This window comes from Flavobacterium zhairuonense (assembly GCF_004352915.1).
Lineage (GTDB): Bacteria > Bacteroidota > Bacteroidia > Flavobacteriales > Flavobacteriaceae > Flavobacterium > Flavobacterium zhairuonense.
The window spans coordinates 496,310-517,906 of record NZ_SJSY01000076.1; the positions used below are offsets into that span (position 1 = coordinate 496,310).

17 protein-coding genes are annotated in these 21,597 nt (G+C 34.6%); 8 read left to right on the plus strand and 9 right to left on the minus strand.

All coding sequences use genetic code 11. The features are described from left to right. Positions 1 to 43 precede the first annotated feature (43 nt). Complete coding sequence (locus EYY60_RS21155) at positions 44 to 1,645, minus strand: Na+/H+ antiporter (RefSeq protein WP_132991261.1); 1,602 nt, start codon at positions 1,643 to 1,645, stop codon at positions 44 to 46. Positions 1,646 to 1,977: 332 nt separating this feature from the next. Between EYY60_RS21155 and EYY60_RS21160 the strand changes: the two genes are divergently transcribed. From EYY60_RS21160 to EYY60_RS21175, 4 genes are all read left to right on the plus strand, one after another. Further along, on the plus strand, positions 1,978 to 3,456 hold the full coding sequence (locus EYY60_RS21160; RefSeq protein WP_132991262.1) for an ankyrin repeat domain-containing protein: 1,479 nt from the start codon (positions 1,978 to 1,980) through the stop codon (positions 3,454 to 3,456). A 124-nt stretch (positions 3,457 to 3,580) separates the two neighbouring features. Beyond that, positions 3,581 to 4,063 (plus strand): DUF2271 domain-containing protein, encoded by a 483-nt coding sequence (locus EYY60_RS21165; protein ID WP_132991263.1) that lies wholly within the window; start codon positions 3,581 to 3,583, stop codon positions 4,061 to 4,063. Between the two features lie 50 nt (positions 4,064 to 4,113). Beyond that, positions 4,114 to 6,297, plus strand: coding sequence for a PepSY domain-containing protein (locus EYY60_RS21170; RefSeq protein ID WP_132991264.1), 2,184 nt, complete (start codon positions 4,114 to 4,116; stop codon positions 6,295 to 6,297). Between the two features lie 13 nt (positions 6,298 to 6,310). After that, a complete protein-coding gene (locus EYY60_RS21175; protein ID WP_132991265.1) occupies positions 6,311 to 7,321 on the plus strand; it encodes an FAD:protein FMN transferase in 1,011 nt (336 codons plus the stop codon). A 45-nt stretch (positions 7,322 to 7,366) separates the two neighbouring features. Here the strand turns inward: EYY60_RS21175 and EYY60_RS21180 are convergent, their stop codons facing one another. After that, positions 7,367 to 8,005, minus strand: coding sequence for a Pr6Pr family membrane protein (locus EYY60_RS21180; RefSeq protein WP_132991266.1), 639 nt, complete (start codon positions 8,003 to 8,005; stop codon positions 7,367 to 7,369). A 185-nt stretch (positions 8,006 to 8,190) separates the two neighbouring features. Here EYY60_RS21180 and EYY60_RS21185 point away from each other — a divergent pair, with 185 nt between their 5' ends. Then, positions 8,191 to 10,527 (plus strand): mechanosensitive ion channel family protein, encoded by a 2,337-nt coding sequence (locus EYY60_RS21185; protein ID WP_132991267.1) that lies wholly within the window; start codon positions 8,191 to 8,193, stop codon positions 10,525 to 10,527. 78 nt (positions 10,528 to 10,605) lie between these two features. Here the strand turns inward: EYY60_RS21185 and EYY60_RS21190 are convergent, their stop codons facing one another. The 4 genes from EYY60_RS21190 to EYY60_RS21205 form a co-directional block, all read right to left on the minus strand. Then, positions 10,606 to 11,106 (minus strand): hypothetical protein, encoded by a 501-nt coding sequence (locus EYY60_RS21190; RefSeq protein WP_132991268.1) that lies wholly within the window; start codon positions 11,104 to 11,106, stop codon positions 10,606 to 10,608. Positions 11,107 to 11,287: 181 nt separating this feature from the next. Beyond that, complete coding sequence (locus tag EYY60_RS21195) at positions 11,288 to 12,694, minus strand: efflux transporter outer membrane subunit (RefSeq protein ID WP_132991269.1); 1,407 nt, start codon at positions 12,692 to 12,694, stop codon at positions 11,288 to 11,290. 17 nt (positions 12,695 to 12,711) lie between these two features. Next, positions 12,712 to 15,879 (minus strand): efflux RND transporter permease subunit, encoded by a 3,168-nt coding sequence (locus EYY60_RS21200; protein ID WP_132991270.1) that lies wholly within the window; start codon positions 15,877 to 15,879, stop codon positions 12,712 to 12,714. A gap of 7 nt (positions 15,880 to 15,886) precedes the next feature. Further along, positions 15,887 to 17,047 carry an efflux RND transporter periplasmic adaptor subunit gene (locus EYY60_RS21205; RefSeq protein ID WP_132991271.1) on the minus strand — a complete coding sequence of 387 codons (1,161 nt, stop codon included), beginning with the start codon at positions 17,045 to 17,047 and terminating at the stop codon, positions 15,887 to 15,889. Between the two features lie 268 nt (positions 17,048 to 17,315). On the opposite strand from EYY60_RS21205, the gene EYY60_RS21210 reads away from it, so the two are divergent. From EYY60_RS21210 to EYY60_RS21220, 3 genes are read left to right on the plus strand one after another with little or no spacing between them, the layout of a single operon-like run. Next, positions 17,316 to 18,359 carry a sensor histidine kinase gene (locus tag EYY60_RS21210; protein WP_132991272.1) on the plus strand — a complete coding sequence of 348 codons (1,044 nt, stop codon included), beginning with the start codon at positions 17,316 to 17,318 and terminating at the stop codon, positions 18,357 to 18,359. Beyond that, positions 18,359 to 19,090: a LytR/AlgR family response regulator transcription factor gene (locus EYY60_RS21215; protein ID WP_132991273.1), complete on the plus strand. Its 732-nt coding sequence runs from the start codon at positions 18,359 to 18,361 to the stop codon at positions 19,088 to 19,090. The genes EYY60_RS21210 and EYY60_RS21215 overlap by 1 nt, the downstream gene beginning before the upstream one ends. Before the next feature lie 17 nt (positions 19,091 to 19,107). Then, on the plus strand, positions 19,108 to 19,401 hold the full coding sequence (locus tag EYY60_RS21220) for a DUF3861 domain-containing protein (RefSeq protein ID WP_132991274.1): 294 nt from the start codon (positions 19,108 to 19,110) through the stop codon (positions 19,399 to 19,401). 84 nt (positions 19,402 to 19,485) lie between these two features. Here the strand turns inward: EYY60_RS21220 and EYY60_RS21225 are convergent, their stop codons facing one another. From EYY60_RS21225 to EYY60_RS21235, 3 genes are all read right to left on the minus strand, one after another. After that, complete coding sequence (locus EYY60_RS21225; RefSeq protein WP_132991275.1) at positions 19,486 to 20,169, minus strand: hypothetical protein; 684 nt, start codon at positions 20,167 to 20,169, stop codon at positions 19,486 to 19,488. Positions 20,170 to 20,370: 201 nt separating this feature from the next. Then, on the minus strand, positions 20,371 to 20,982 hold the full coding sequence (locus EYY60_RS21230; RefSeq protein ID WP_132991276.1) for a thioredoxin family protein: 612 nt from the start codon (positions 20,980 to 20,982) through the stop codon (positions 20,371 to 20,373). A 3-nt stretch (positions 20,983 to 20,985) separates the two neighbouring features. Further along, positions 20,986 to 21,462, minus strand: coding sequence for a TlpA family protein disulfide reductase (locus EYY60_RS21235; RefSeq protein ID WP_132991277.1), 477 nt, complete (start codon positions 21,460 to 21,462; stop codon positions 20,986 to 20,988). Between the last annotated feature and the right edge of the window lie 135 nt (positions 21,463 to 21,597).

Genomic DNA, 21,597 nt, shown 5'->3' on the forward strand with positions numbered 1-21,597 from the left:
TCCAATTATCTAATTTTCTAATTATCTAATTAACTAATTACTTTTATTCCTCATACATTTCCATCCAAAGGCGTGTTTCTTCAAGATCGAGTTCTTTTTCTATTTTTCTAAAAATCTCTTCATTTACAGAGCCATTTTTGTGCATTACTTCTAATTTTGCACGCTCTACATTGAGCAAATCGATTTGCAGTTTGGTGAAATCATTAAAAATCTCCCCTCCCATTACATTTCCTTTTCCGAAGAAATTTGCCGGAAGTTCTGTTTTCTGCAAACGATTAAATTTTACTTCATATTTACTTTTGATATTATGAAGCAAATCGTCATTCAGCAGTGAAAAATTATCTTCAATATGGGCGATCGTTTCAGAAACAATCATATTTCTGATTTCATATTCTTCAGCCAAAATAGAGTACGGCTGTAATTTTAATTTTCGAATGAGCCACGGAAGCGTTAATCCTTGAACTACCAAAGTCGAAAGTATAACACAGAAAACCAAATAAATAATAAGATTACGAAGCGGAAATCCCTCTTTTTCATTCAACATTAAAGGCAAAGCCAATGCGGCCGCCATAGAAACCACACCACGCATTCCGGACCAGCCAAAAATAATCATGTTTCTATAATCAAATTCTTCGTTTTGACGGATTTTTTTGCTGAGAAACCTCGGAACCAATGTCGCCGGAATAATCCATAAAAAACGAACCAAAATAACCACTATACTAATACTCGCTCCCCACAAAAATAAAGAGGTACCCGAGTAATTGCTAATTCCCGAAATAATATCGCGCAACTGCAAACCAATTAATATGAAAATCAATCCGTTTAAAATATTGGTCAAAATATTCCAAATCGTTCCGGCCATCATACGGCTTTCATGGGTAAAAATGCTTCCTGATCTCGCCGACAAAAAAAGTCCGGTGGTTACCACTGCAAGTACTCCTGAACATTCAAAATGTTCTGCCAGCAAATAGGATGCAAAAGGTGTTAACATTGTCAATGTCGCCTCAATAATATCATCACAGACAAATCTCTTGTGAATTATACTCATAACGTAACCAACTAAAAGACCAATTGCAATTCCTAAAGTCGACATGATAAAGAAATTCAACCCAGCTTCCCACAACACAAAATTACCGGCAACTATAGCAGTTAGGGCATATTTATAAGCTACAAGTCCGCTTGCATCATTCAGCAGACTTTCACCTTCTAAAATAGCAATCAATCGGGGGTGAAGTCCAAGTCCTTTTGTAATTGAAGTTGCAGAAACAGCATCTGGAGGCGAAACAATTGCGCCAAGCAAAAATGCTAACGGCCAAGAGATATCATCTATAAGCATATGCGCGGCAACCGCAACCGAAAATGTAGTAAACAAAACCAAACCAACTGCTGCAAGCGTTATCGGACGAATTGTTTTTTTAAACTCATACCAGCTCGTGTACCACGCAGCATGGTATAAAAGTGGCGGTAAAAAGATAATAAAAACGACTTCAGGGTTTAAAGCAATAACAGGAAGTCCCGGAACTACACTAATTGCAACACCACAAAGCACTAATACTATAGGGATCGGAAAATTATATCTTTTGCTAATCAAGCTCAAAAAAGCAACGCCAAACAGCAACATTATGATTACAGTAATATTTTCCATTTAGAAATGTTTTGGGTTTTTAAGGTTTAATTTTGGAAACGGCTACTAAATTAATATTTAATCAGAATTATACCTTTTTGCATCATAAAAAAGTTTTGATCTAGATTAAACTTTTGTTTCTCTCATAAGTCTTATAAAAGCTGAATCAAGAAAAAAAGCTTAAAATATGCTTAAAAGCAAAGTTTCTGTGCCAAATAAATTGATTTACTAAGATTAATTTTTACATTTGCGTTATTTTTATTTATTCTAAATAGAATAGTTTAATATGAAGATTTTCATCTTAAAAAAAAAACAACAACTTTAACTAATTGAAAAACAACAAATACCAAAATATGAAAAAGAATTTCTTTCTTTCTTTGGCATTAACTACCGCTTTATTTGTTAGTGCGCAACAAAAAAACACATTATTAGATGCTTCTTTTTGGAAAACAGCACCAGATGTGAACACAGTTAAAGCAGAAATAGCAAAAGGAAATAATCCTACTGAAGCTAATGCAAACGCTTTTGACGTAACTACTCTTGCCATTAACAATGATGCACCATTGGCAAGCATCAAATTTTTATTGGATCAACCAGGAAATCCTATTAATAAATCTACTCACGATAATCGTATTTACTTGCACTGGGCGGCTTACAGAGGTAATACCGAATTAGTTCAATATTTAATTTCAAAAGGCTCAGACATTAATTTTGAAGACAGCCACGGCACTACTCCACTTGTTTTTGCAGCATCAAACGGACAATTTGATCCAGCGCTTTACGAAGCTTTCTTTAAAGCAGGAATCAATCCGAAGAAAAAATATAAAGATGGAGAAAACTTGCTTCTTTTGGCTATTCCATCGGACAAGGAATTAAAACTGACTGACTTTTTAATCACAAAAGGCTTATCGCTAAAAGATGTTGACAATAACGGAAGTACTGCTTTTGATTATGCAGCAAGAACCGGAAATATTACTCTTTTGAAAAAGTTATTAGACCGAAAAGTAAAATATACTGACAACGCGCTTCTTATAGCGACTCAAGGAAACCGTAGAGAAACTACTTCTCTTGATGCTTATAAATTTTTGGTTGAAGAATTAAAATTAAAAGCAACTGTAACTGGAAAATCTGGCGAAAATGTATTGCATTTATTGGCAGGAAAACCAAATCAGAAAGAAATCATTTCTTATTTCCTTTCTAAAGATGTTGATGCAAACAAAGTAAACAATGATGGAAATACGCCGTTTATGATTGCTGCAGGAGCTAGAGAAAATGGTGCTTTAGAAGTTTTGTTGCCTGTGGCTAAAAACATCAATTTACAAAATGCAAAAGGAGAATCGGCTTTGACAATGGCTGTGAAATCTGGAACTCCAGATGCTGTGGCGCTTCTTTTAGGAAAAGGTGCAGATGTTAATGTAAAAGATAAAGACGGGAATAATCTAGGTTTTTACTTAGTGCAATCCTACAGACCGGATCCAAAACAAGATACTTTTGATACTAAAGCAAAACTGCTTCAAGAAAAAGGATTAAATCTTGCTGCTCCGCAAAAAGACGGAAGCACTTTATATCATTTTGCTGCAGCGAAAAACGATTTATCTTTGCTTAAAAAATTAGCGCCTTTAAACATTGATGTAAATGCAAAAAATAAAGACGGAATCACTGCACTTCATAAAGCTGCAATGGTTGCAAAAGATGATTCGGTTTTAAAATATTTACTTTCAATTGGCGCTAAAAAAGACATCACAACAGAATTTGACGAAAGCGCTTACGCTTTAGCAAAAGAAAACGAGTCGCTTACAAAACAAAACATATCAATCGAATTTTTAAAATAGTCTTAAAAGGTTATTAGTTATGTGTTGTGAGTTAAGAGTTTAACTTTCTTAAACATATCTCTTAACACATAACTCTTAACGTATAAAACTTATAACGAATAACCCATAACGAATAACTCACAGAATGAAATCAATATTCAAAATCGCACTTACTGCAACACTTATCTGCCTTATTTCTTTTCAATCAAACGCACAAACGAGCAAATACAAATGCATGCTTCAAATGGCAAATTATATGGGCGAAGGTGCATATATCGTGGTTTCGTTAATTAATCCAAAAGGCGAATATGAGAAAACGCTTTATGTAATGGGAGATGATAAAAAATGGTACAAATCATTAAAGGAATGGAACAAATTCCATACTGCAAAAAATGATGATGTTAGCGCTATTTCAGGAGCATCTGTTACTGGTGGAGACAGAAGTGTTACTACTTTTGAAATTGATGAAAGCAAACTTAATAAAGGATATAAATTGCGATTTGAATCAGCTGTTGAAGATCAGAAATATTATGTAAGCGACCTTGAAATTCCATTGACAACAGCTGGTTTAGCTGATAAGACCGAAGGAAAAGGCTACATCAGATATGTAAGATTAAACAAAATCTAACATCTTATATTTCATAATTTTACATTTGATTACTTTTTAGCTTACATTCAATGACTCTTTCTTTTTGGCGTTACACACACTTAGCTTTGGCTTTGTTTTCTTCTTTGTTTTTACTGCTAGCATCTGTAACAGGAATTATTCTTGCTGTTGATGCCGTTCAGGAAAAGGCGTTGCCATACAAAACAGAAAATTTTAACGCCTTAACTTTAGGAGAAACACTTCCAGTTTTAAAAAAGAAATATGCTGAAATCACTGAATTAAGCATCGATTACAATCAGTTTGTAACGCTTCAAGCTATTGATGAAGATGGAAATGACATTAAATCTTTTATTGATGCTAGAACAGGCAAAATACTAGGAACTCCTGCAAAAAAAAGCGAATTTATTCAGTGGATCACTAGTCTTCACCGCTCCTTGTTTCTTCATGAAACGGGGCGTTTTTTTGTTGGTATAATTTCGTTCTTATTATTCCTGATCGCTATTTCGGGTTTTATGCTTGTTTTAAGCCGACAAAGAGGAATAAGAAACTTTTTTGCAAAAGTAGTCAAAGAATATTTTGCCCAATATTATCATGTTGTTTTGGGAAGATTAGCTTTAATCCCCATTTTGATTATTGCACTTACAGGAACTTATCTTTCCCTTGAACGATTTAACTTTTTTATGGGAGATGAAAAACCAAAACCCATAAAAACAGAGCTTTCGGCGACAGCCAAAAAAACTTCAGTCTTTGAAAAAACACTTTTGAAAGATGTAAAGAAAATCGAATTTCCTTTTACAGATGATCCAGAAGAATATTATATCATTGAATTAAAAGACCGAGAAATTGAAGTGAATCAGGTTACCGGCGCTGTCATAACGGAGAAACTTTCGCCAATGACGATTCAGTTAGCCGCGTTGAGTCTTGATATTCATACAGGAAGAATAAATGCAATTTGGGCCGTTATTTTGGCAATTGCTTGTTTAAATATTCTGTTTTTCATTTACTCTGGTTTTGCAATAACTTTAAAACGAAGAGCGAGCCGAATCAAAAATAAATTCAAAGCCCATGAAAGCGACACTATTCTTTTAGTTGGATCTGAAAACGGAAGCACTTTGCGTTTTGCAAATGCTATTTTGAAACAATTGATTGACCACGGCAAAAAAGCACATATTGCAGAATTGAATAGTTTTACGGTTTTCCCAAAAGCCGAACATTTTATCGTTTTTTCTTCCACACACGGATTGGGTGACGCACCGTCAAACGGAGGTAAATTTGAAACCCTTTTAAAGAAACACAATCAACAGCAAAAAATCAATTTTTCGGTGGTTGGTTTTGGTTCCAAAGCGTACCCTGATTTTTGCGGTTTTGCTATTGAAATCGATCAACTTCTTGACAAGCAAGATTGGGCAGAACGATTTATTGATTTGCAAACTGTAAACGACAAATCGGCAACAGAATTTGTGGAATGGATTAAATTATGGAGTGCCAAAACCGGAATAGAATTATCTACTACTCCATCTGTTTACAATCATGTTCCAAAAGGACTTCAAAAATTAATGGTTTTAGACAAAACATTGGTTTCTGAGTCTGAACAAACTTTCTTGGTCACATTAAGGGCAAACGCAAGGACCAAATTTACATCTGGAGATTTATTAGCTATTTATCCGGCAAACGATACCAGAGAACGTCTTTATTCTATTGGAAATCATTCCGGAAATATTCAATTGGTTGTCAAACTACATCCGCATGGATTGGGTTCTGGTTTCTTGAATGAGTTAGCTCCTGGAAAAGTCATAAAAGCAAGAATTATCAATAATCATGCTTTTCATTTTCCTAAAAAAGCGTCAAAAGTAGCGTTGATTTCTAACGGAACTGGAATTGCACCGTTTCTGGGAATGATTGAACAAAACAAGAAAAAGACCGAAACCCATTTGTATTCTGGCTTTAGAATGGAAACTGAAACCGTTTCAGGCTACAAAAAGTTTGCTTCTGAAATGATCCAGAAAAAGCAACTTCATAAGCTGCATTTGGCTTTTTCACGAGAAGCGGAACATCATTATGTAATGGATTTGATCAAAAAAGATGCTGATTTCTTTATCAACTTATTGCAGAATAACGGCGTTATTATGATTTGCGGTTCACTTGCTATGCAGCAAGATGTTGAAACCATTTTGAATGATTTATGCTTAGCCAACGGAATGAAAACTCTTTTAAGCTATAAAAACAACAAACAACTACTAGCAGATTGTTATTAGAATTTTTATACCAATGACACCAAAATTACCTTTAAATAAGCTTTTGTTTTTGTTTGTACTTGCGTGCAGTTTCTCATTAAATGCTCAGGTTTTACGAAAAAGAACGACATTGCTTATGGGCGGACGTTTTGATATTAGTATTGTTGCAACTGACTCTTTAACAGCTGAGCAAAATATAGATTTGGTAATTGCCGAAATCACCCGAATTGAAAATTTAATTTCAGACTGGAAACCAACTTCACAAGTTTCTGAAGTGAATCAGAATGCAGGAGTCAAACCCATAAAAGTCGATCGAGAAGTTTTTGAACTTGCACAAAGAGCCATTAAATTATCTAAAATAACAAACGGTGGATTTGATGTAAGTTTCGCAGCAATGGATCGAATATGGAAATTTGACGGTTCAATGACCGAAATGCCTTCGACAGAAGCCATAAAAAAATCAGTAGAGAAAGTCGGCTATAAAAACATTATTTTAGATAGTGTTCAATCGACTATTTTCCTGAAATTAAAAGGCATGAAAATTGGTTTTGGCGCTTTAGGTGAAGGTTACGCTACAGATAAATGCCGAACGATGATGATTGCAAAAGGCATAAAAGCTGGAATTATAAACGGTTCTGGAGATATGAGCACTTGGGGAAAACAACCAAACGGAAATCCGTGGAAAATTGGCATTACAAATCCGTTTGATCCGGAAAAACTTTTAGCAGTTGTTCCGCTTGAAGAACAAGCCGTTACTACTTCTGGCAGTTATGAGAAATTTGTTGTTTTTAATGGAAAAAGATATTCACACATTATAAATCCAGCAACGGGTTATCCAGCAACTGGATTATGCAGTGTAACCGTTTTTGGCCCAAATGCAGAAAACGCAAACGGACTAAGTACTTCAATAATGGTTTTAGGCCACAAAGAAGGTTTGCTGTTGATTGAAAAATTCCCTGAATATTCTTGTTTGATGATTACCGATAAAGGAAAAGTAATTAAATCTAAAAACTTCAACATCAAACATTTTAAGGCTAAATTTTAATTTTTACATACTAGGACACTAAGTTTCTAAGCTACTGAGTTTTTTTCAGATAATTTTATTTCTTTTATTAGAAATGAAAATCAAAATACATGATAGAATCACAAACGCTACTAGTACAAAAAATCCATTTAAAATTGCTTTTTCAAAACCTATTTTTGTTATGTCTACAAAAGGATAAGGGTAAAAATCGGTTGAAATTCCGTGAAGTAAAGTATAAATTATATAAACAATTGGATAAATCAGCCACGGCAAAACGACCTTAAAAGAGATCTTTTCCGAAGGGACGACGAAAAGCCAATAAATAAAAAATAAAGTTGGTACAACGGAATGAAAAATTTCACTGACAATACGATGTTGCCCTTCTAAATGTGCAATAGAACGTAGAAGGACATTAAAAACAATTCCGACAATCATAATGTAAACTGTTATTGCCGTGATTGTCGTACATTTTGACAAAAAAGATTTAATATTAGATTTTCCTCCAAATAAAAACATTCCCGACCACAGGAAAACAATAGAATTGGTAAGAATTGTAAAAAAACTGAAAAAGCGTATTGTTGCACTTATAAAAGTAAATTCTGACCCATTTAACAATAAATAAAATTGCGTTGGCAAAGCGTACAATTCCAAGATAAAAATAATACTTGGCAAAATATTTCCTTTTGTGGTATTTTGTTTTTTCATAATTTACTTAAAGAGAGCTCACTAAAATATAAATTTTATTTCGAAATCTTATCCCTCCTTTTTATAAATTTCATTTTAAAAAAAACAGAAAACTTCATCCTAATTTTTCCTAATATTTACTTAATTAGAGCTTAGAAATAGGCAAAAAAATTTAAATTTGAAAACCCAAATTTCATTCTTAAATTATGATTTTAAAAAGAAGTTACCTCTATCTATTCGCCTTATTTTTTGTATCATTTGTTTACTCGCAAACAGCTCCGCAAAAAAAAGAAAACCGTCCAAAATTATTTGAAAAAACCACAACCGACAGTGATTATTTGATGGCAATTGAAAAAGCCAGCGAAGTCATGGAATCTGCCTACAACGATGCTGATTTTGATGGTGGAACACATCATTTATTTGGTGAAATCAAAAGAACACAAAGCAAGCTTGATCTTATTCTGACAAGTCTCAAAGGTGCAAATCCTAATGTGCGAAATCAACAAATGTATCGCATTGTTCTGAAAGAGATTCAGCAAGAACTAGAAGACCAAAATACGGCCATTAATTCTCGAAATGCGAATCTGGAAAAAATCAAAAACAGGTTTGTCGATTTGCACAAAGACAAAACTTTTATGGAGCTCATAAAAGATACTGTTCGTCGCAAACAATTCAAAAAAGAGTTCGCCAATCTTAAAAAAAGATACATGGCAACAGACAGTTTGATGACTAAAAATCAAGGCATTTTAAACAACAAAAAAAGACTGACTGTCGAAAGAAAAATTGCAGTATCAAACGCCTTAATTACCGTTGAAGGCAAACTGGAACAATCTGGAATTAGTATCCTAAGAAAAGAATATCCGTTTTTATGGAGCACAAACGATTCTGTACCTAAAAAACAAGTATCTCAAAATATAAGAGCAAAAGTAATTATAGAAAAAAGCGTTGCATCTTATTACCTCAGTTACCGTGCCGGCGGACTAATCACATTATTGTTCTTTATGGGAATTTTGTTTTGGTACATTTTCCGAAATATAAAATACCTAAAAGAAAATGGATACGCCGAAAACCTTACTCTTTTCAATTTTAACTACCTAAATCGAGGTATTTTAATTCCAGTTCTAGTTATCGGACTCAATATTGCTGTGGTAAGTAATTTGTATGCTCCTGCCTTGTTTCTGGAAATGCTTCAGCTTATTTTGCTTGGAGTTCTGACAGTGCTTTTCAAAAACAAATGGTCAATGCAATCCATGAAAAATTGGGCGTTGCTTTTAGGGCTTTTCTTTACACTTTGTTTTCTAGATTTGTTTATAGAAGTAGGTTTTATACAGCGTTGCGCTTTTATTGTAATTAATATTATGGGAATACGCTATGGCTTAGTGCAGATCAAAAGCATTAAAGATCAATTGTATATCAAAGGATTTTTTAAATGGGCAAGCATTATTTTTATTGGTTTTAATGGTTTATCGATACTTTATAACCTTTTCGGGAGAGTTTCACTTTCTAATATGCTGACACTTACCGCTTTTATTTCGCTTACGCAGATTATTGCGCTGAGTGTTTTATTAAAGATTATTCTTGAAATCATTCTGCTTCAAATTTATACAACCAGAATTAAGCGCGGTTTAGAGAAGATTTTTGATTACGAAAATTTATCTGACACCTTAAAAAAGCCATTTATTATTGTGATAAGCTATATGTGGCTTGTAGTAATTGCTTCAAATCTAAATATTTGGGAATCGCTTCGTACTTCTTTAGGAGATTTGCTAAGTCATCCAAACACTATCGGAAGCATTACTTTTACTTTAGGAAATATAGTGCTGTTTTTCATTATTATATGGATTGCTCACCTTCTTCAAAAATATGTTGCCTACTTTTTTGGAGAAATCGATGATGAAAACGAAGAAAACGTAAACAAAAGACAACATTCTAAGCTATTAATTACCAGACTTCTTGTTTTGATTGCCGGTTATCTTCTGGCCGTTGCCGCTTCAGGAATGCCGTTGGATAAATTGAGTATTTTATTGGGCGCACTTGGAGTTGGTGTTGGACTCGGGCTTCAAAATGTGGTAAATAATTTTGTATCGGGTGTCATTTTAATTTTTGATAAACCAATTCAGATTGGAGATGTCATCGAAATTAGTTCAGAATCTGGCCGAGTAAAATCAATGGGATTAAGAACAACAAAAATCAACGCTCCAAATGGCGCCGAAATTATTATCCCGAACGGAAATTTGCTATCTCAAAATATCACAAACTGGACATATACAGACAATTTTAAACTTGTGGAAGTTGCAATCGAAATCAATGGAGATACAACTCCAGATGCCATAAATGAAATTATAATGCAAGCGCTTGAAAGTCTGCCTTTAATTAATCTGGAAAAAGCGCCACAAATTTTCTACACCGCAATTTCAGACGGAAAATATAAGCTGTTGATTAAATTCTGGTGCAGTATTTACCGTACCGAAGAAACTATTAGTAGTGCACGTCAGGTTTTGTTCAGTAATTTTAAAGCAAAAGAATTGACTTTCTCTACTTGAAATTAAAAACAGCAACCTATCAAAATCAAAAAACGTCCCGAAATTCGGGACGTTTTTCTTTGTCATGTTTAAATTTTATTAATGGTGATCACCATGCGATCGATCGTGGTCTTTGTTTGAATATTCTTTATTAGAATATTCTTTGTTTGTGTATTCTTTATTTTCGTGTTTCTGTTTCCCTTTAGAATTATTGTTTTTTGCTGGTTTTTCTCCTCTATTTTTCTGAGGTTTTCCTTGATATCCTTTTGGATAATTCGCACGGTGTTTTGTATGATAATTATATGGAGCATCTCCCTTGTAATCATTTAAAACAACTTTATAACCAGAATACAAATCATATTGTCTGCATCTTGAAGGAAGTCTTTTATCACGTATCCATTTTCCGTTGTTATCGTAAATAAATACGCTCTGATTCACATCATAATATACATCAATATCTGGCAAATAATAATATCTGCTGTCATCATATCCTTGTGGACCCCAATTTGGAGGTGTTCCAATATTTACATTAATAGAAACTTGTGCCTGAGCAAAAAATACACTCATAAAAAGCACTGCGGCGAATACTAACTTTTTCATCTTTTTTGTTTTTAAATATTAATTTCAGTAGATAATAATCGAAAGTAATGCCAATATTTAGTGTATTTCGCATGCATTATACGGAAATGGAAAACCAATCGACGAAGAGCGTTTTTTAACCGATATACATTTCAAAAAACGTCCCAAAACTCGGGACGTTTTTATCATTATAAATTAATTACTATTTCCAGCCTCCGCCTAAGGCACGATACAAATCAACAACCGCCTGCAGTTTCTGTAAATTATCGTTGACACCGCTCAATTGAGCTGCTAAAAGGTTCTGTTCAGAAGTCAAAACATCAGTGTAGTTTGTTGCCGAACTATATTCTAAAAGTTGTTGCGTATAATCGACCGCTTTTACCAAAGCTTCAATTTGTTTTGTTCTCGAATCTTCTTTTTCAACTGCCATTTGATAAGAATACAAAGCATTTGAAACTTCCTGGCCAGCCGTCAAAAGACTTTGCTGAAAATTGTTATAAGCTTGTATTTGCTGTGACTGAGCATTTGTCAATCGCATTTTATTGATTCCGTGATTGAAAATTGGTTGGGTTAATCCGCCAATGATCGAGTAAAAAACAGAATTAGTAAAGAAGTCTGTCAACTGCAAATTCGAAAATCCGCCACTTGCTGTAAGTGTCAAACTTGGATAAAAATAGGTTTTTGCCAAATTTGTAGATTCAAAAGCCACTCTGAAATTAAACTCTGCCTGACGCACATCTGGACGATTCTCCAATAATTGTGATGGCAAACCCAAAGCAAGATTTTCAGGGACAATCTGCGAGTCCAGATTTCCTCTTTCAATTGCCCCCGGTGCTTGTCCTAACAAAATATTCAAAGCATTTTCTGTTTCACGAATATTTTGTTTCAAATCCGGAATCAAAACCTCAGCTGCATGCTGATTGGCTTCACTTTGCACAACTGCCGCGCCAGTAACAATAGCACCTTCTTTAAGTTCTTTTATTGTTGCAACATTTTTAATACGACTTTCTAGTGTTTCCTGCGTAATTTTCAGCGATTTATCATAAGCAAGAAGTCTGAAATAATTATTGGCAATATCTGAAATCAATTGTGTCTGAACAGCTTGTTTTGCCGCATCTGATGCTAAATAAGTTGCCAAAGCTGCTCTTTTGGAACTGCTTAATTTCCCCCAAATATCAGCTTCCCAACTTGTACTTAAACCTAATTTATAAGTCGTTGTCAAAGTATTGATATTGATTCCTGCAGGAAAATTTAGTCCCGCTTCAGATTGTTTGGTACGCGTTGCGTTTGCATCCAATTGCAATGTTGGATAATAAGCCAATTTGCTTTGGCGCAAAGAAGCACGAGCCTGTACAATATTCTCAATTGCATTTTTCAGGTTAAGATTATTATCTAATCCTTTCTGAATTAAAGCATTCAATTTTTCATCTTTAAAAACAGTCTGCCAAGGCATATCAGCAATCGTAGTCGTATCAGCAGAAGTCTGATCACGATACAATTTGTCTGTCGAAAGCGTTGTGGGACGTTCGTACTTTTTGGTAACGGAGCACGCACTCAAAAGTGCGGCCGTCATTACCAACAAAATATATTTATTTGAACTATTAGTCATTTCTTTTTAATTAAATTTTACTCTTTGTGAGCTTCTAATACGTGAATTTCTTCATCATCGTCTTCGTCATCATAACCATCTTTTGCCGGACCACTTACTTTTTCCTGTAAAGTCTGGAAAATGATAAACAGCACTGGAATTACAAAAACTCCCAAAATGGTTCCGATCAACATTCCTCCTACAGCTCCTGTACCAATTGATTTGTTTCCAACTGCTCCTGCGCCAGAGGCAAACATCAATGGAACAAGTCCGAGAATAAAGGCAAAAGATGTCATCAAAATTGGTCGCAAACGTGCCACCGCTCCTTCAATTGCTGCTTGAACGATTGGCAGACCTTTTCGTCTTCTGTCCAAAGCAAATTCGACAATCAAAATACCGTTCTTGGCAAGAAGTCCAATCAACATGATTAGAGAAATCTGTAAATAAATATTGCTATTCAGTTTGAAAATGATCGAGAACAAATAAGCTCCTGCCAATCCAAACGGAATTGACAATAATACCGCAAACGGAAGAATATAACTTTCGTACTGCGCACTCAACAAGAAATAAACGAACACTAAACACAATAAGAAAATAAATATCGTCTCACTTCCCGAAGCTAATTCCTCACGCGTTAAACCCGAAAATTCATATCCGTAACCTGCAGGAAGATTTTCTGCCGCCACTTCTTGAATCGCTTTAATAGCGTCTCCAGAACTATAACCCGGTTTTGGTGCTCCTGTAATCGAAATCGACGTAAATAAGTTGAATCTCGAAATTGATTCGGGACCAAAAACTCTCGTCATATTCACAAACTCTGTTATTGGCGCCATATTTCCTGCGCTGTTGCGAACAAATATTTTATTCAAACCTTCTTTATTTGTTCTGAATTCTGGAGAAGCCTGAATCATTACACGATATTGTTTCCCGAATTTATTGAAATTCGAAGCATACAATCCGCCATAATAACCTTGCATGGTTGACAAAATCGTATTTACAGAAACTCCTGCATCTTTGGCTTTCGCCAAATTAATATCCATCATATACTGAGGAAAACCAGGATTAAATGGCGTTGTTGCATATTGAATTTCTGGGCGTTCTGCTAATTTTGCTAAGAATTCATTATTTACTTTATAGAATTCGGCAGTAGTGTGACCACCTTTATCCTGCAATTGGAATTCAAATCCACCACTTTGTCCAAAACCTTGAATAGTTGGCGGTGAAATAAAGAAAATATTAGCTTCGCGAATACCGCTTGTTTTAGCAAATAACTGTCCGATTACATCATCAACACTCAGATCACGTTCATCCCATGGCTTCAATTTTACGATAACCATACTATAAGCACTTCCCGCTCCGGCTGTAAAGTTTTGTCCAACGATTCGAAGCGTGTTTTTCACTCCCGGAATTGTCTTCGCGATACTGTCTACTCTTTTAGCAATAATATCTGAACGCTCCATAGAAGAAGATGGTGGCAAACTGATATTCGCAAAAACAGTTCCCTGATCTTCAGAAGGAACGAAAGCAGATGGCGTAGTTTTCATCATATAAACTAATGCAACACCAGCAATCACAATTGAGGCTAATGCAATCCATTTTTTTACAGAAAGAAAACTAACAGAACGTTTATATCTTTCTGTTACATTATCGAATGCAACGTTGAATGAAGTATAAAAACGCTGTAAATAGCTTTTATGCTTATGATCATCTGCATGCGGTTTCAATAAAAGCGCACATAATGCCGGACTCAATGTCAAGGCATTTACTGCTGAAAGAATAATTGCAACAGCCAACGTAATACCAAATTGCTTGTAGAAAACCCCAGTCGATCCATTAATAAAAGTTACCGGAATAAATACGGCCGCCATTACTAATGTAATCGAAATAATCGCTCCCGAGATTTCGTCCATCGCATGAATAGTCGCTTTTTTTGCCGATTTGTATCCGTGATCGAGCTTGGCATGCACAGCCTCTACGACGACAATTGCATCATCTACCACAATACCAATGGCGAGAACCATTGCAAAAAGCGTCAATAAATTGATCGTAAATCCGAATAAATTCAGGAAGAAAAAAGTTCCCACAATCGCAACCGGAACCGCAATTGCCGGAATTAAAGTAGATCTGAAATCCTGAAGGAAAATAAACACTACGATGAAAACCAATATAAAAGCTTCAATCAAAGTATGAATTACTTTTTCGATCGAAGCATCCAAATTTTCATTGACGTCAACCATAATGGTATATTTCATTCCTTTTGGAAAACTCTTTGCCGCTTCTTCAATCAGTTTTTTAGAATTGATGATTACATCACGGGCATTTGATCCTGGAGTCTGGCTGATTGCCATTGCTGCCGATTCGACACCGTTTGTTTTAATTGTTGACGAATAACTTAAAGATCCCAACTCTACTTTGGCAATATCTTTTAAACGCAACATTTGTCCGTTTCCGACAGATTTTATAACAATATCTTCAAATTCTTTCGCACTCGTTAAACGCCCTTTGTATTTGATTACATATTGAAATGCCTGATTTCCGTTTTCACCAAATTTACCCGGCGCCGCTTCGATATTCTGCTCCGCCAATGCTGCCGAAATATCACTCGGAATCAACTTATATTGTTGCATTACATCTGGTTTCAGCCAAATTCTCATCGAATAATCTTTGGCACCAAAAACAGTTACATCTCCTACCCCAACAACACGCTGGATTTGAGGCACAAGATTGATTTTGGCATAATTCTGAAGAAACGTCTGATCGTAGGCTTTATCATCACTGTAAAGAGAAAAAATCAGCAAGTTACTGCTCTGGCTCTTAGTAACCGTTACACCTGCCTGAGTTACCTCAACAGGCAATAAACTTGTAGCTCTAGAAACCCTATTTTGAACGTTTACCGCTGCTAAATCAGGATTTGTTCCTACTTTAAAGAAAATTTTTATCGAAGCATTTCCGTCGTTTGTGGCAGTAGAAGTCATGTAAGTCATGTTTTCTACACCGTTAATTTGCTCTTCCAACGGAATTACGATACTTTTCAGTACCACATCGGCATTGGCACCTGTATAACTAGCTGAAACATTTACTGTTGGCGGCGCTATATCTGGATATTGAGAAATAGGAAGCTCAATCAATCCTAAAACACCCAAAATAACAATAATAACAGATATTACTGTTGAAAGTACAGGTCGTTGTATAAATCTTTTAAACATTTGATTTTTATTTTAAGTCTGCGTAAACTTTATCGGCTTGTTGATTTTGGCTCTTGATTTCTGTTCCGTCTTTTAATGTTGCCACTCCTTCCAGAACAATTTCATCTCCTGTGTTCAAACCGCTTGTAACGACATAATAATTTCCTGCGCTATTGTCTAAAATGGTAATGTTGGTACTTTTTGTTTTGCCGTCTTTACCAACAGTTACTGCAAATATTTTATCCTGAAGCTCATATGTTGCGCTTTGCGGAATAATCAATCCTTCTTTTACTTCATTCGGAATTCTGACAGTTGTACTGCTTCCGCTTCTGATAATACTTCTTGGGTTTGCAAAACGAGCTCTGAATGTAACCGAACCTGTTTCAGTATTAATCAAACCATTTACAGTTTCTACTCGGCCTTTTTCTGAATAAGGTGTTCCGTCAGAAAGCACTAATGAAACCGATGGCATATTTTGGATTTTTTGTGCCAATGTTGTACCCGGAGTTTTGCCCTCGGTAAAATCCAACAATTTTTTTTCGTTTATCGCAAAATAAGCATAGACATTTCCAATACTAGAAACTGTTGTTAAAGGATCAGCAGTATTTGAACTCACCAAACTTCCTAAACGAAACGGAATCGAACCAACAACTCCATCAACCGGACTTGTTACAGTTGTATATCCTAGATTGGTTTTAGCATTGACTAAAGCCGCATTTGCCTGAGCCAAAGTTGCCATAGCCGATTCATACGTATATTGCGCTGATTCTAAATCATATTTACTGATAATTCCTTTTTCAACCAATGGTCTAACTTTATTGACCGCAAGTTTAGCCGCACTTACTTCGGCTTGAGCACTTTTTATACTTGCAGTTGCTGTACGGACTTGCTGCTCATATTCTGGCGCACTAATTTTAAACAATGGCTGTCCTGCTTTTACAACAGCACCTTCATCTACAAAAATCTTATCAATATAACCTTCAACTCTCGGACGAATTTCTATATTTTGCTGTCCTTGAATACTAGCAGGATAATCGCTGTATAGTGTTGCAGATTCTGGCTGCAAGGTCAGCGTTTTATACTCCTTAACCTGTGGCGCAGCTCCGGCCTGAGCCGATTTATCATTTTTACCGCAAGAAGCGATAAGAACTGAAGCTGCGAAAATGCTTAAAAATGATTGCTTATTCATTGTCAAAAATGTGTAATTATCTATTTATTAATAAGCAAAAGAACTAAAATAGATCACGCGAAATTTTAAGAATAGACGAAGAGCAAAGGACAATCGATAGAGACAGCCTGACACCCGACGATTTTTTATACAGAATTAAACAAGCGTTTAATTTAAAACTCGTCGGCTAAAAAATGGTTTCTATTGGCTGTAATGCCATTTTAAGCGATTGGTTCCAGATTGTATTCAAATAAAATGTAATATTGTCTTTATAAATCAATAATTTGTAATGGCTTCAAATATCTACAGACCCTATTTATTTGCCGGATTGCATATTCTCGGCTGGTTATTATTAGGATTTATCATGCTGTTTTACATTCCTTTAACTTGGAATGTGATTCTTCCTGGCGTATTTTGGCTTTGGCAAATAATAGTATTGTTTCTGCTCATTATTATTTTTTATACGAATGCCAAAATCATAGTTCCAAAAACCATTATTAAAGACAATACATCACCCTTTTTATTTTGGGCTTTTTTCGCCATTTGTGCACTTCAGTTTATCGCTTATTTTTATAATCTCAAAACCGATGTACATACTAAAGTGAGCCTGGTTTTAGGCTTCAAAAAATACCGAAATCCTTATTTTGACAACTATGTTTTCATGCTCACTTTATTGGTTTTAGGAATCAGTACGAGCTGGGCTATGTTGCAACATTGGCAAAAAGCGGCGCAACACAAACAAAAACTAGAACAGGATAAAACCATGGCCGAATTAGCAATGCTGAAGGCACAAATTAATCCGCACTTTTTTTTCAATTCGTTAAACAGCATTTATTCGCTAACTTATACTGATATTGAAGATTCCAGAAATGCACTTCATACTTTAAGCCGAATGATGCGCTATCTTCTCTACACAACCGAAGAAAGGACAACTCTCCTTAAAGAAGCTGAATTTATGCGGGATTTTATCGCATTGATGAAGCTTCGCGCTAATAGCAAATTGACCATTACTACTGATATTCCTGAAAAATTGCATGATTATCCAATTGTTCCGATGTTGTTGCTTCCTTTGGTTGAAAATGCTTTTAAACACGGAATTCACGCAACAGACAAAAGCGAAATTTATATTAAGCTTCGCCAAAATGGAAGCGAACTTGAATTTGAAGTCGAAAATACGTATTTCGAAAAATCGGGAACGACAAACGAAGGTGGCATTGGCTTGACCAATACAAAACGCCGACTTCACTTAATTTATCCGCATAAACATAGTTTAAAAGCCGGAGTTGCTGAAAATGGAAAATATAATGTAAAACTGCAGCTAAATTTAGAATAATGATGATATTAAAATGTATAGCAGTTGACGACGAACCACTGGCACTAAAACTTGTAGAAACTTTTATTGAACAAACTCCATTTCTGGAATTAACAGCAAGCTGTGATAATGCTGTCGAAGCAATGGGACTAATTAGAGAAAAACAGCCCGATATTGTCTTTCTGGACATCAACATGCCAAATTTAACAGGTATGGAACTTGCCCGACTTTTGCAAGATACTCCTGGATTAATGCCAAAAATAGTTTTTACAACTGCCTATAATCATTATGCTATTGAAGGCTATAAAGTAAATGCAGTAGATTATCTTTTAAAACCCTTTAGCTATGAAGAATTTCTTCGAGCCGCTAATAAAGTGCTGCAAATAACTGAGGAAAACTCAAATAACTTTCAATCCATTTCTGCCGATGATGAATTTATTTTTCTGAAAGTAGAATATAATTGGGTCAGAATTTCACTGAAAGATATTTTATATATCGAAAGTTTGAAAGATTATGTAAAAGTGCATCTTGATGATTCGCAGAAAACGGTTCTTTCTTTAATTTCTTTAAAAGCTTTAGAAGAAAAACTGCCTTCATCGAAATTTATTAGAATTCATCGTTCGTTTATTGTATCGCTTGACAAAATAAGTGCCATCAGCAAGCATTCTGTTTTTATTGGAAAAACTGAAATTACGGTTGGAGAACAATACAAAGAACCATTCAAAACCATCGTTGACAAATGGTTAAAATAAAATAGATTTTAATTATCATGGAAAAAAGAGCAAACAAATACTATTTGACATTAAGCTTAAAAGAGTACGCAAACGGAGAAACTAAACCTGCAAAAGAACTCGGAATCGAATTTTCTAATCATGACGAGATTTTTGGCATCATTCAAAAAATGAAAGACAAAAACTTATTTGACGATCCATCTGAAGCCACGCAGTTTGCATTAGGATTGAAATTATTCAGCGAAATCAAACTCAAACACCGCAAAAACCCTTTATTTGATGAGTTAAACGAAGTTTTTCCCATTTTCATGAAAAAGCTCAAAAGTTTATAGAATAAAAAATGCATCGAAAATGATGCATTTTTTATTCTATCTGACTGCAAATTATAAATAGCTTAAGCTTATTTATTTTTTAACTTAAACTATTAAAGTTCCGTTTTTATCCTGAAAGACAATATAATCATCTATTTTTCCGGTTTTGTAAGCATTGCGGAATTTCCCCATTTTTCTTGGAATTTTTTCATCATTCCGCACAAATTTCACCTCGATTCTTTCTTTTCCTTTTTTTAATAATAGTTTTAGCTCATGATCCTCGAAAGTATAATCGGCAATTGTACTCCCAATCATATATTCCGTCAGTTCGTCCCATACTAAATTAGAAGAATCAGATATCCATGGTTTCATCTTTTCATAACAATCTTGAGAACACCCAACGATTCGATCGTTTACAAGGACATAATTATTTGCGTACCAAACAGAATAAACAAGATATTCTTCATTATCAAGCAGTAATCCAAAAAAGCAAGTACTGTCTAATCCATAAGTACCTAAGTGTGTATTTATTTCTGTAATTTTTCTACCAATAAATTTATTCCTTCGAACTTCTTTCAGTAAAATTGGTTTACTGAAAATCAGCGTTTCCATTCTGTTTTTCAATAAGCCAAAAAGCAGTTCTGAATTTTTATCTATTTTTTCTTGATTAATTTCTGAATATTCTTTCCAATTCAACCTCTTCCAATAATTTAAATCCTTTTTCTTAATTATCATTGAATATTGTTCAATATTCCCCATTTTCAGATTTAAATAATCGCTCTTTTCCATGACATCGTTCCCTCTTCTAATTAAAATAATGACGCAAAATTACAACGGTCCTTTAATTAGTAAAGGCCTAAAAAGTCATAAATATGCCAGAATAGGATAATTCAAGTTCTCAATAAAGACAGCAGTTAACGGCCTATTATAAAAAAATATGCAAAAAAAAGTCTCATTTTCATGAGACTTTTTTGCTTTTTATTTGATCGCTTAAGCTTTCGCTTTTCTTTTTACCGTACAGCCAATTTCTTTAGTTTGAGTAACGGCTGGTTTTTTGTTGCTTTGCAAAGCTGCAATTGCATCTTCGGCATATTTTGTTTTTTCGGTTTTTGTTCCTTCTGGATCATTGTCTATTGCTCCTACATACTCAATTACATTTCCTTTTGCAGTTTTAGATACAATAAAAATGTGAGGCGTTTTTTTTGCTCCATATTGATCTGTAGTTACTTGTCCTGCATCAAACAAATAAGGGAACGGGTATTTTTTTTCTTTAGCCAAATCTTGCATTTTACTGAATTCATCAGCTTTTGAAGCCTCAGGGTCATTTGGGTTAATTGCAATTACAGGATATCCTTGAGGTCTGAATTTTTTGTCCAGATCAATAATGCGCTGTTCATAAGCAATTGCGTATGGACAAGTGTTGCAGGTAAAAACTACTATAAAGCCTTTTGCTTTTGGATAACTTGCAAATGAAACTTCTTTATTGTCAACATTTTTAAGTTTAAAATCTGGTGCTGGATCGCCTGCTTTAAGCGTTGTGGTCTGTGCTTGAGAAAGCCAAGCCGTAAACGTCAATACTAATAAAATGATAATCTTTTTCATAATTTACAGTTTTTTATATTCAGTTAATAGTTGTTCGTATGTTAGTTCAGTCTCTACAAATTTTCGTTTATCGTCTTTTATAAAAAGAGTTGCTGGAATACTTCCTGACCATGAAGGATCAATTCTGTCAATATATTCCTGTGGACTGCTTTCGTTTAATAAAAACACTTGGTTCTGAAGATTTTTTCTTTTTACAAATGGAATTACAGCCGAACTCAATTTGGATTTAAAATCAACGCTAACTAATAAAACTGCCAATTTTTCCGATTTAAAATCGGCTTGAAGTTTTTCAAAATGAGGAAGTTCCTTAACGCACGGCGCGCACCAAGTTGCCCAAAAATTCACAACATACGTACTATCTTTGCCATTTTTCATTCGTTCCTGAAGCTGATCTACAGTGATTAATTTCACATTTTGACCAAATGAAACTGTCGATAAAGCGACCAATAAAAAAAGGCATAAAAACGACTTGGCTTTCATAAGAAACACATTTTAAGATTGATTTGTCTCTTACAAATATAAATGAATACAAACTTTCTTTTTGTTAATGAAAATTTAATGATTTACTTTTTAGATTCATAGGCACAAAGATGCAAAGATGCAAAGGTTACTTTC

Bases quoted from the DNA above. Each gene is read 5' to 3' on its own strand.
- EYY60_RS21225 (WP_132991275.1), bottom strand. From the start codon at position 20,169: ATGGAAAAGAGCGATTATTTAAATCTGAAAATGGGGAATATTGAACAA.
- EYY60_RS21155 (WP_132991261.1), bottom strand. From the start codon at position 1,645: ATGGAAAATATTACTGTAATCATAATGTTGCTGTTTGGCGTTGCTTTT.
- EYY60_RS21180 (WP_132991266.1), bottom strand. From the start codon at position 8,005: ATGAAAAAACAAAATACCACAAAAGGAAATATTTTGCCAAGTATTATT.
- EYY60_RS21200 (WP_132991270.1), bottom strand. From the start codon at position 15,879: ATGTTTAAAAGATTTATACAACGACCTGTACTTTCAACAGTAATATCT.
- EYY60_RS21230 (WP_132991276.1), bottom strand. From the start codon at position 20,982: ATGAAAAAGATTATCATTTTATTAGTATTGACGTTTACGGCTTGGCTT.
- EYY60_RS21190 (WP_132991268.1), bottom strand. From the start codon at position 11,106: ATGAAAAAGTTAGTATTCGCCGCAGTGCTTTTTATGAGTGTATTTTTT.
- EYY60_RS21160 (WP_132991262.1), top strand. From the start codon at position 1,978: ATGAAAAAGAATTTCTTTCTTTCTTTGGCATTAACTACCGCTTTATTT.
- EYY60_RS21165 (WP_132991263.1), top strand. From the start codon at position 3,581: ATGAAATCAATATTCAAAATCGCACTTACTGCAACACTTATCTGCCTT.
- EYY60_RS21185 (WP_132991267.1), top strand. From the start codon at position 8,191: ATGATTTTAAAAAGAAGTTACCTCTATCTATTCGCCTTATTTTTTGTA.
- EYY60_RS21215 (WP_132991273.1), top strand. From the start codon at position 18,359: ATGATGATATTAAAATGTATAGCAGTTGACGACGAACCACTGGCACTA.
- EYY60_RS21195 (WP_132991269.1), bottom strand. From the start codon at position 12,694: ATGACTAATAGTTCAAATAAATATATTTTGTTGGTAATGACGGCCGCA.
- EYY60_RS21220 (WP_132991274.1), top strand. From the start codon at position 19,108: ATGGAAAAAAGAGCAAACAAATACTATTTGACATTAAGCTTAAAAGAG.
- EYY60_RS21170 (WP_132991264.1), top strand. From the start codon at position 4,114: ATGACTCTTTCTTTTTGGCGTTACACACACTTAGCTTTGGCTTTGTTT.
- EYY60_RS21210 (WP_132991272.1), top strand. From the start codon at position 17,316: ATGGCTTCAAATATCTACAGACCCTATTTATTTGCCGGATTGCATATT.
- EYY60_RS21175 (WP_132991265.1), top strand. From the start codon at position 6,311: ATGACACCAAAATTACCTTTAAATAAGCTTTTGTTTTTGTTTGTACTT.
- EYY60_RS21235 (WP_132991277.1), bottom strand. From the start codon at position 21,462: ATGAAAGCCAAGTCGTTTTTATGCCTTTTTTTATTGGTCGCTTTATCG.
- EYY60_RS21205 (WP_132991271.1), bottom strand. From the start codon at position 17,047: ATGAATAAGCAATCATTTTTAAGCATTTTCGCAGCTTCAGTTCTTATC.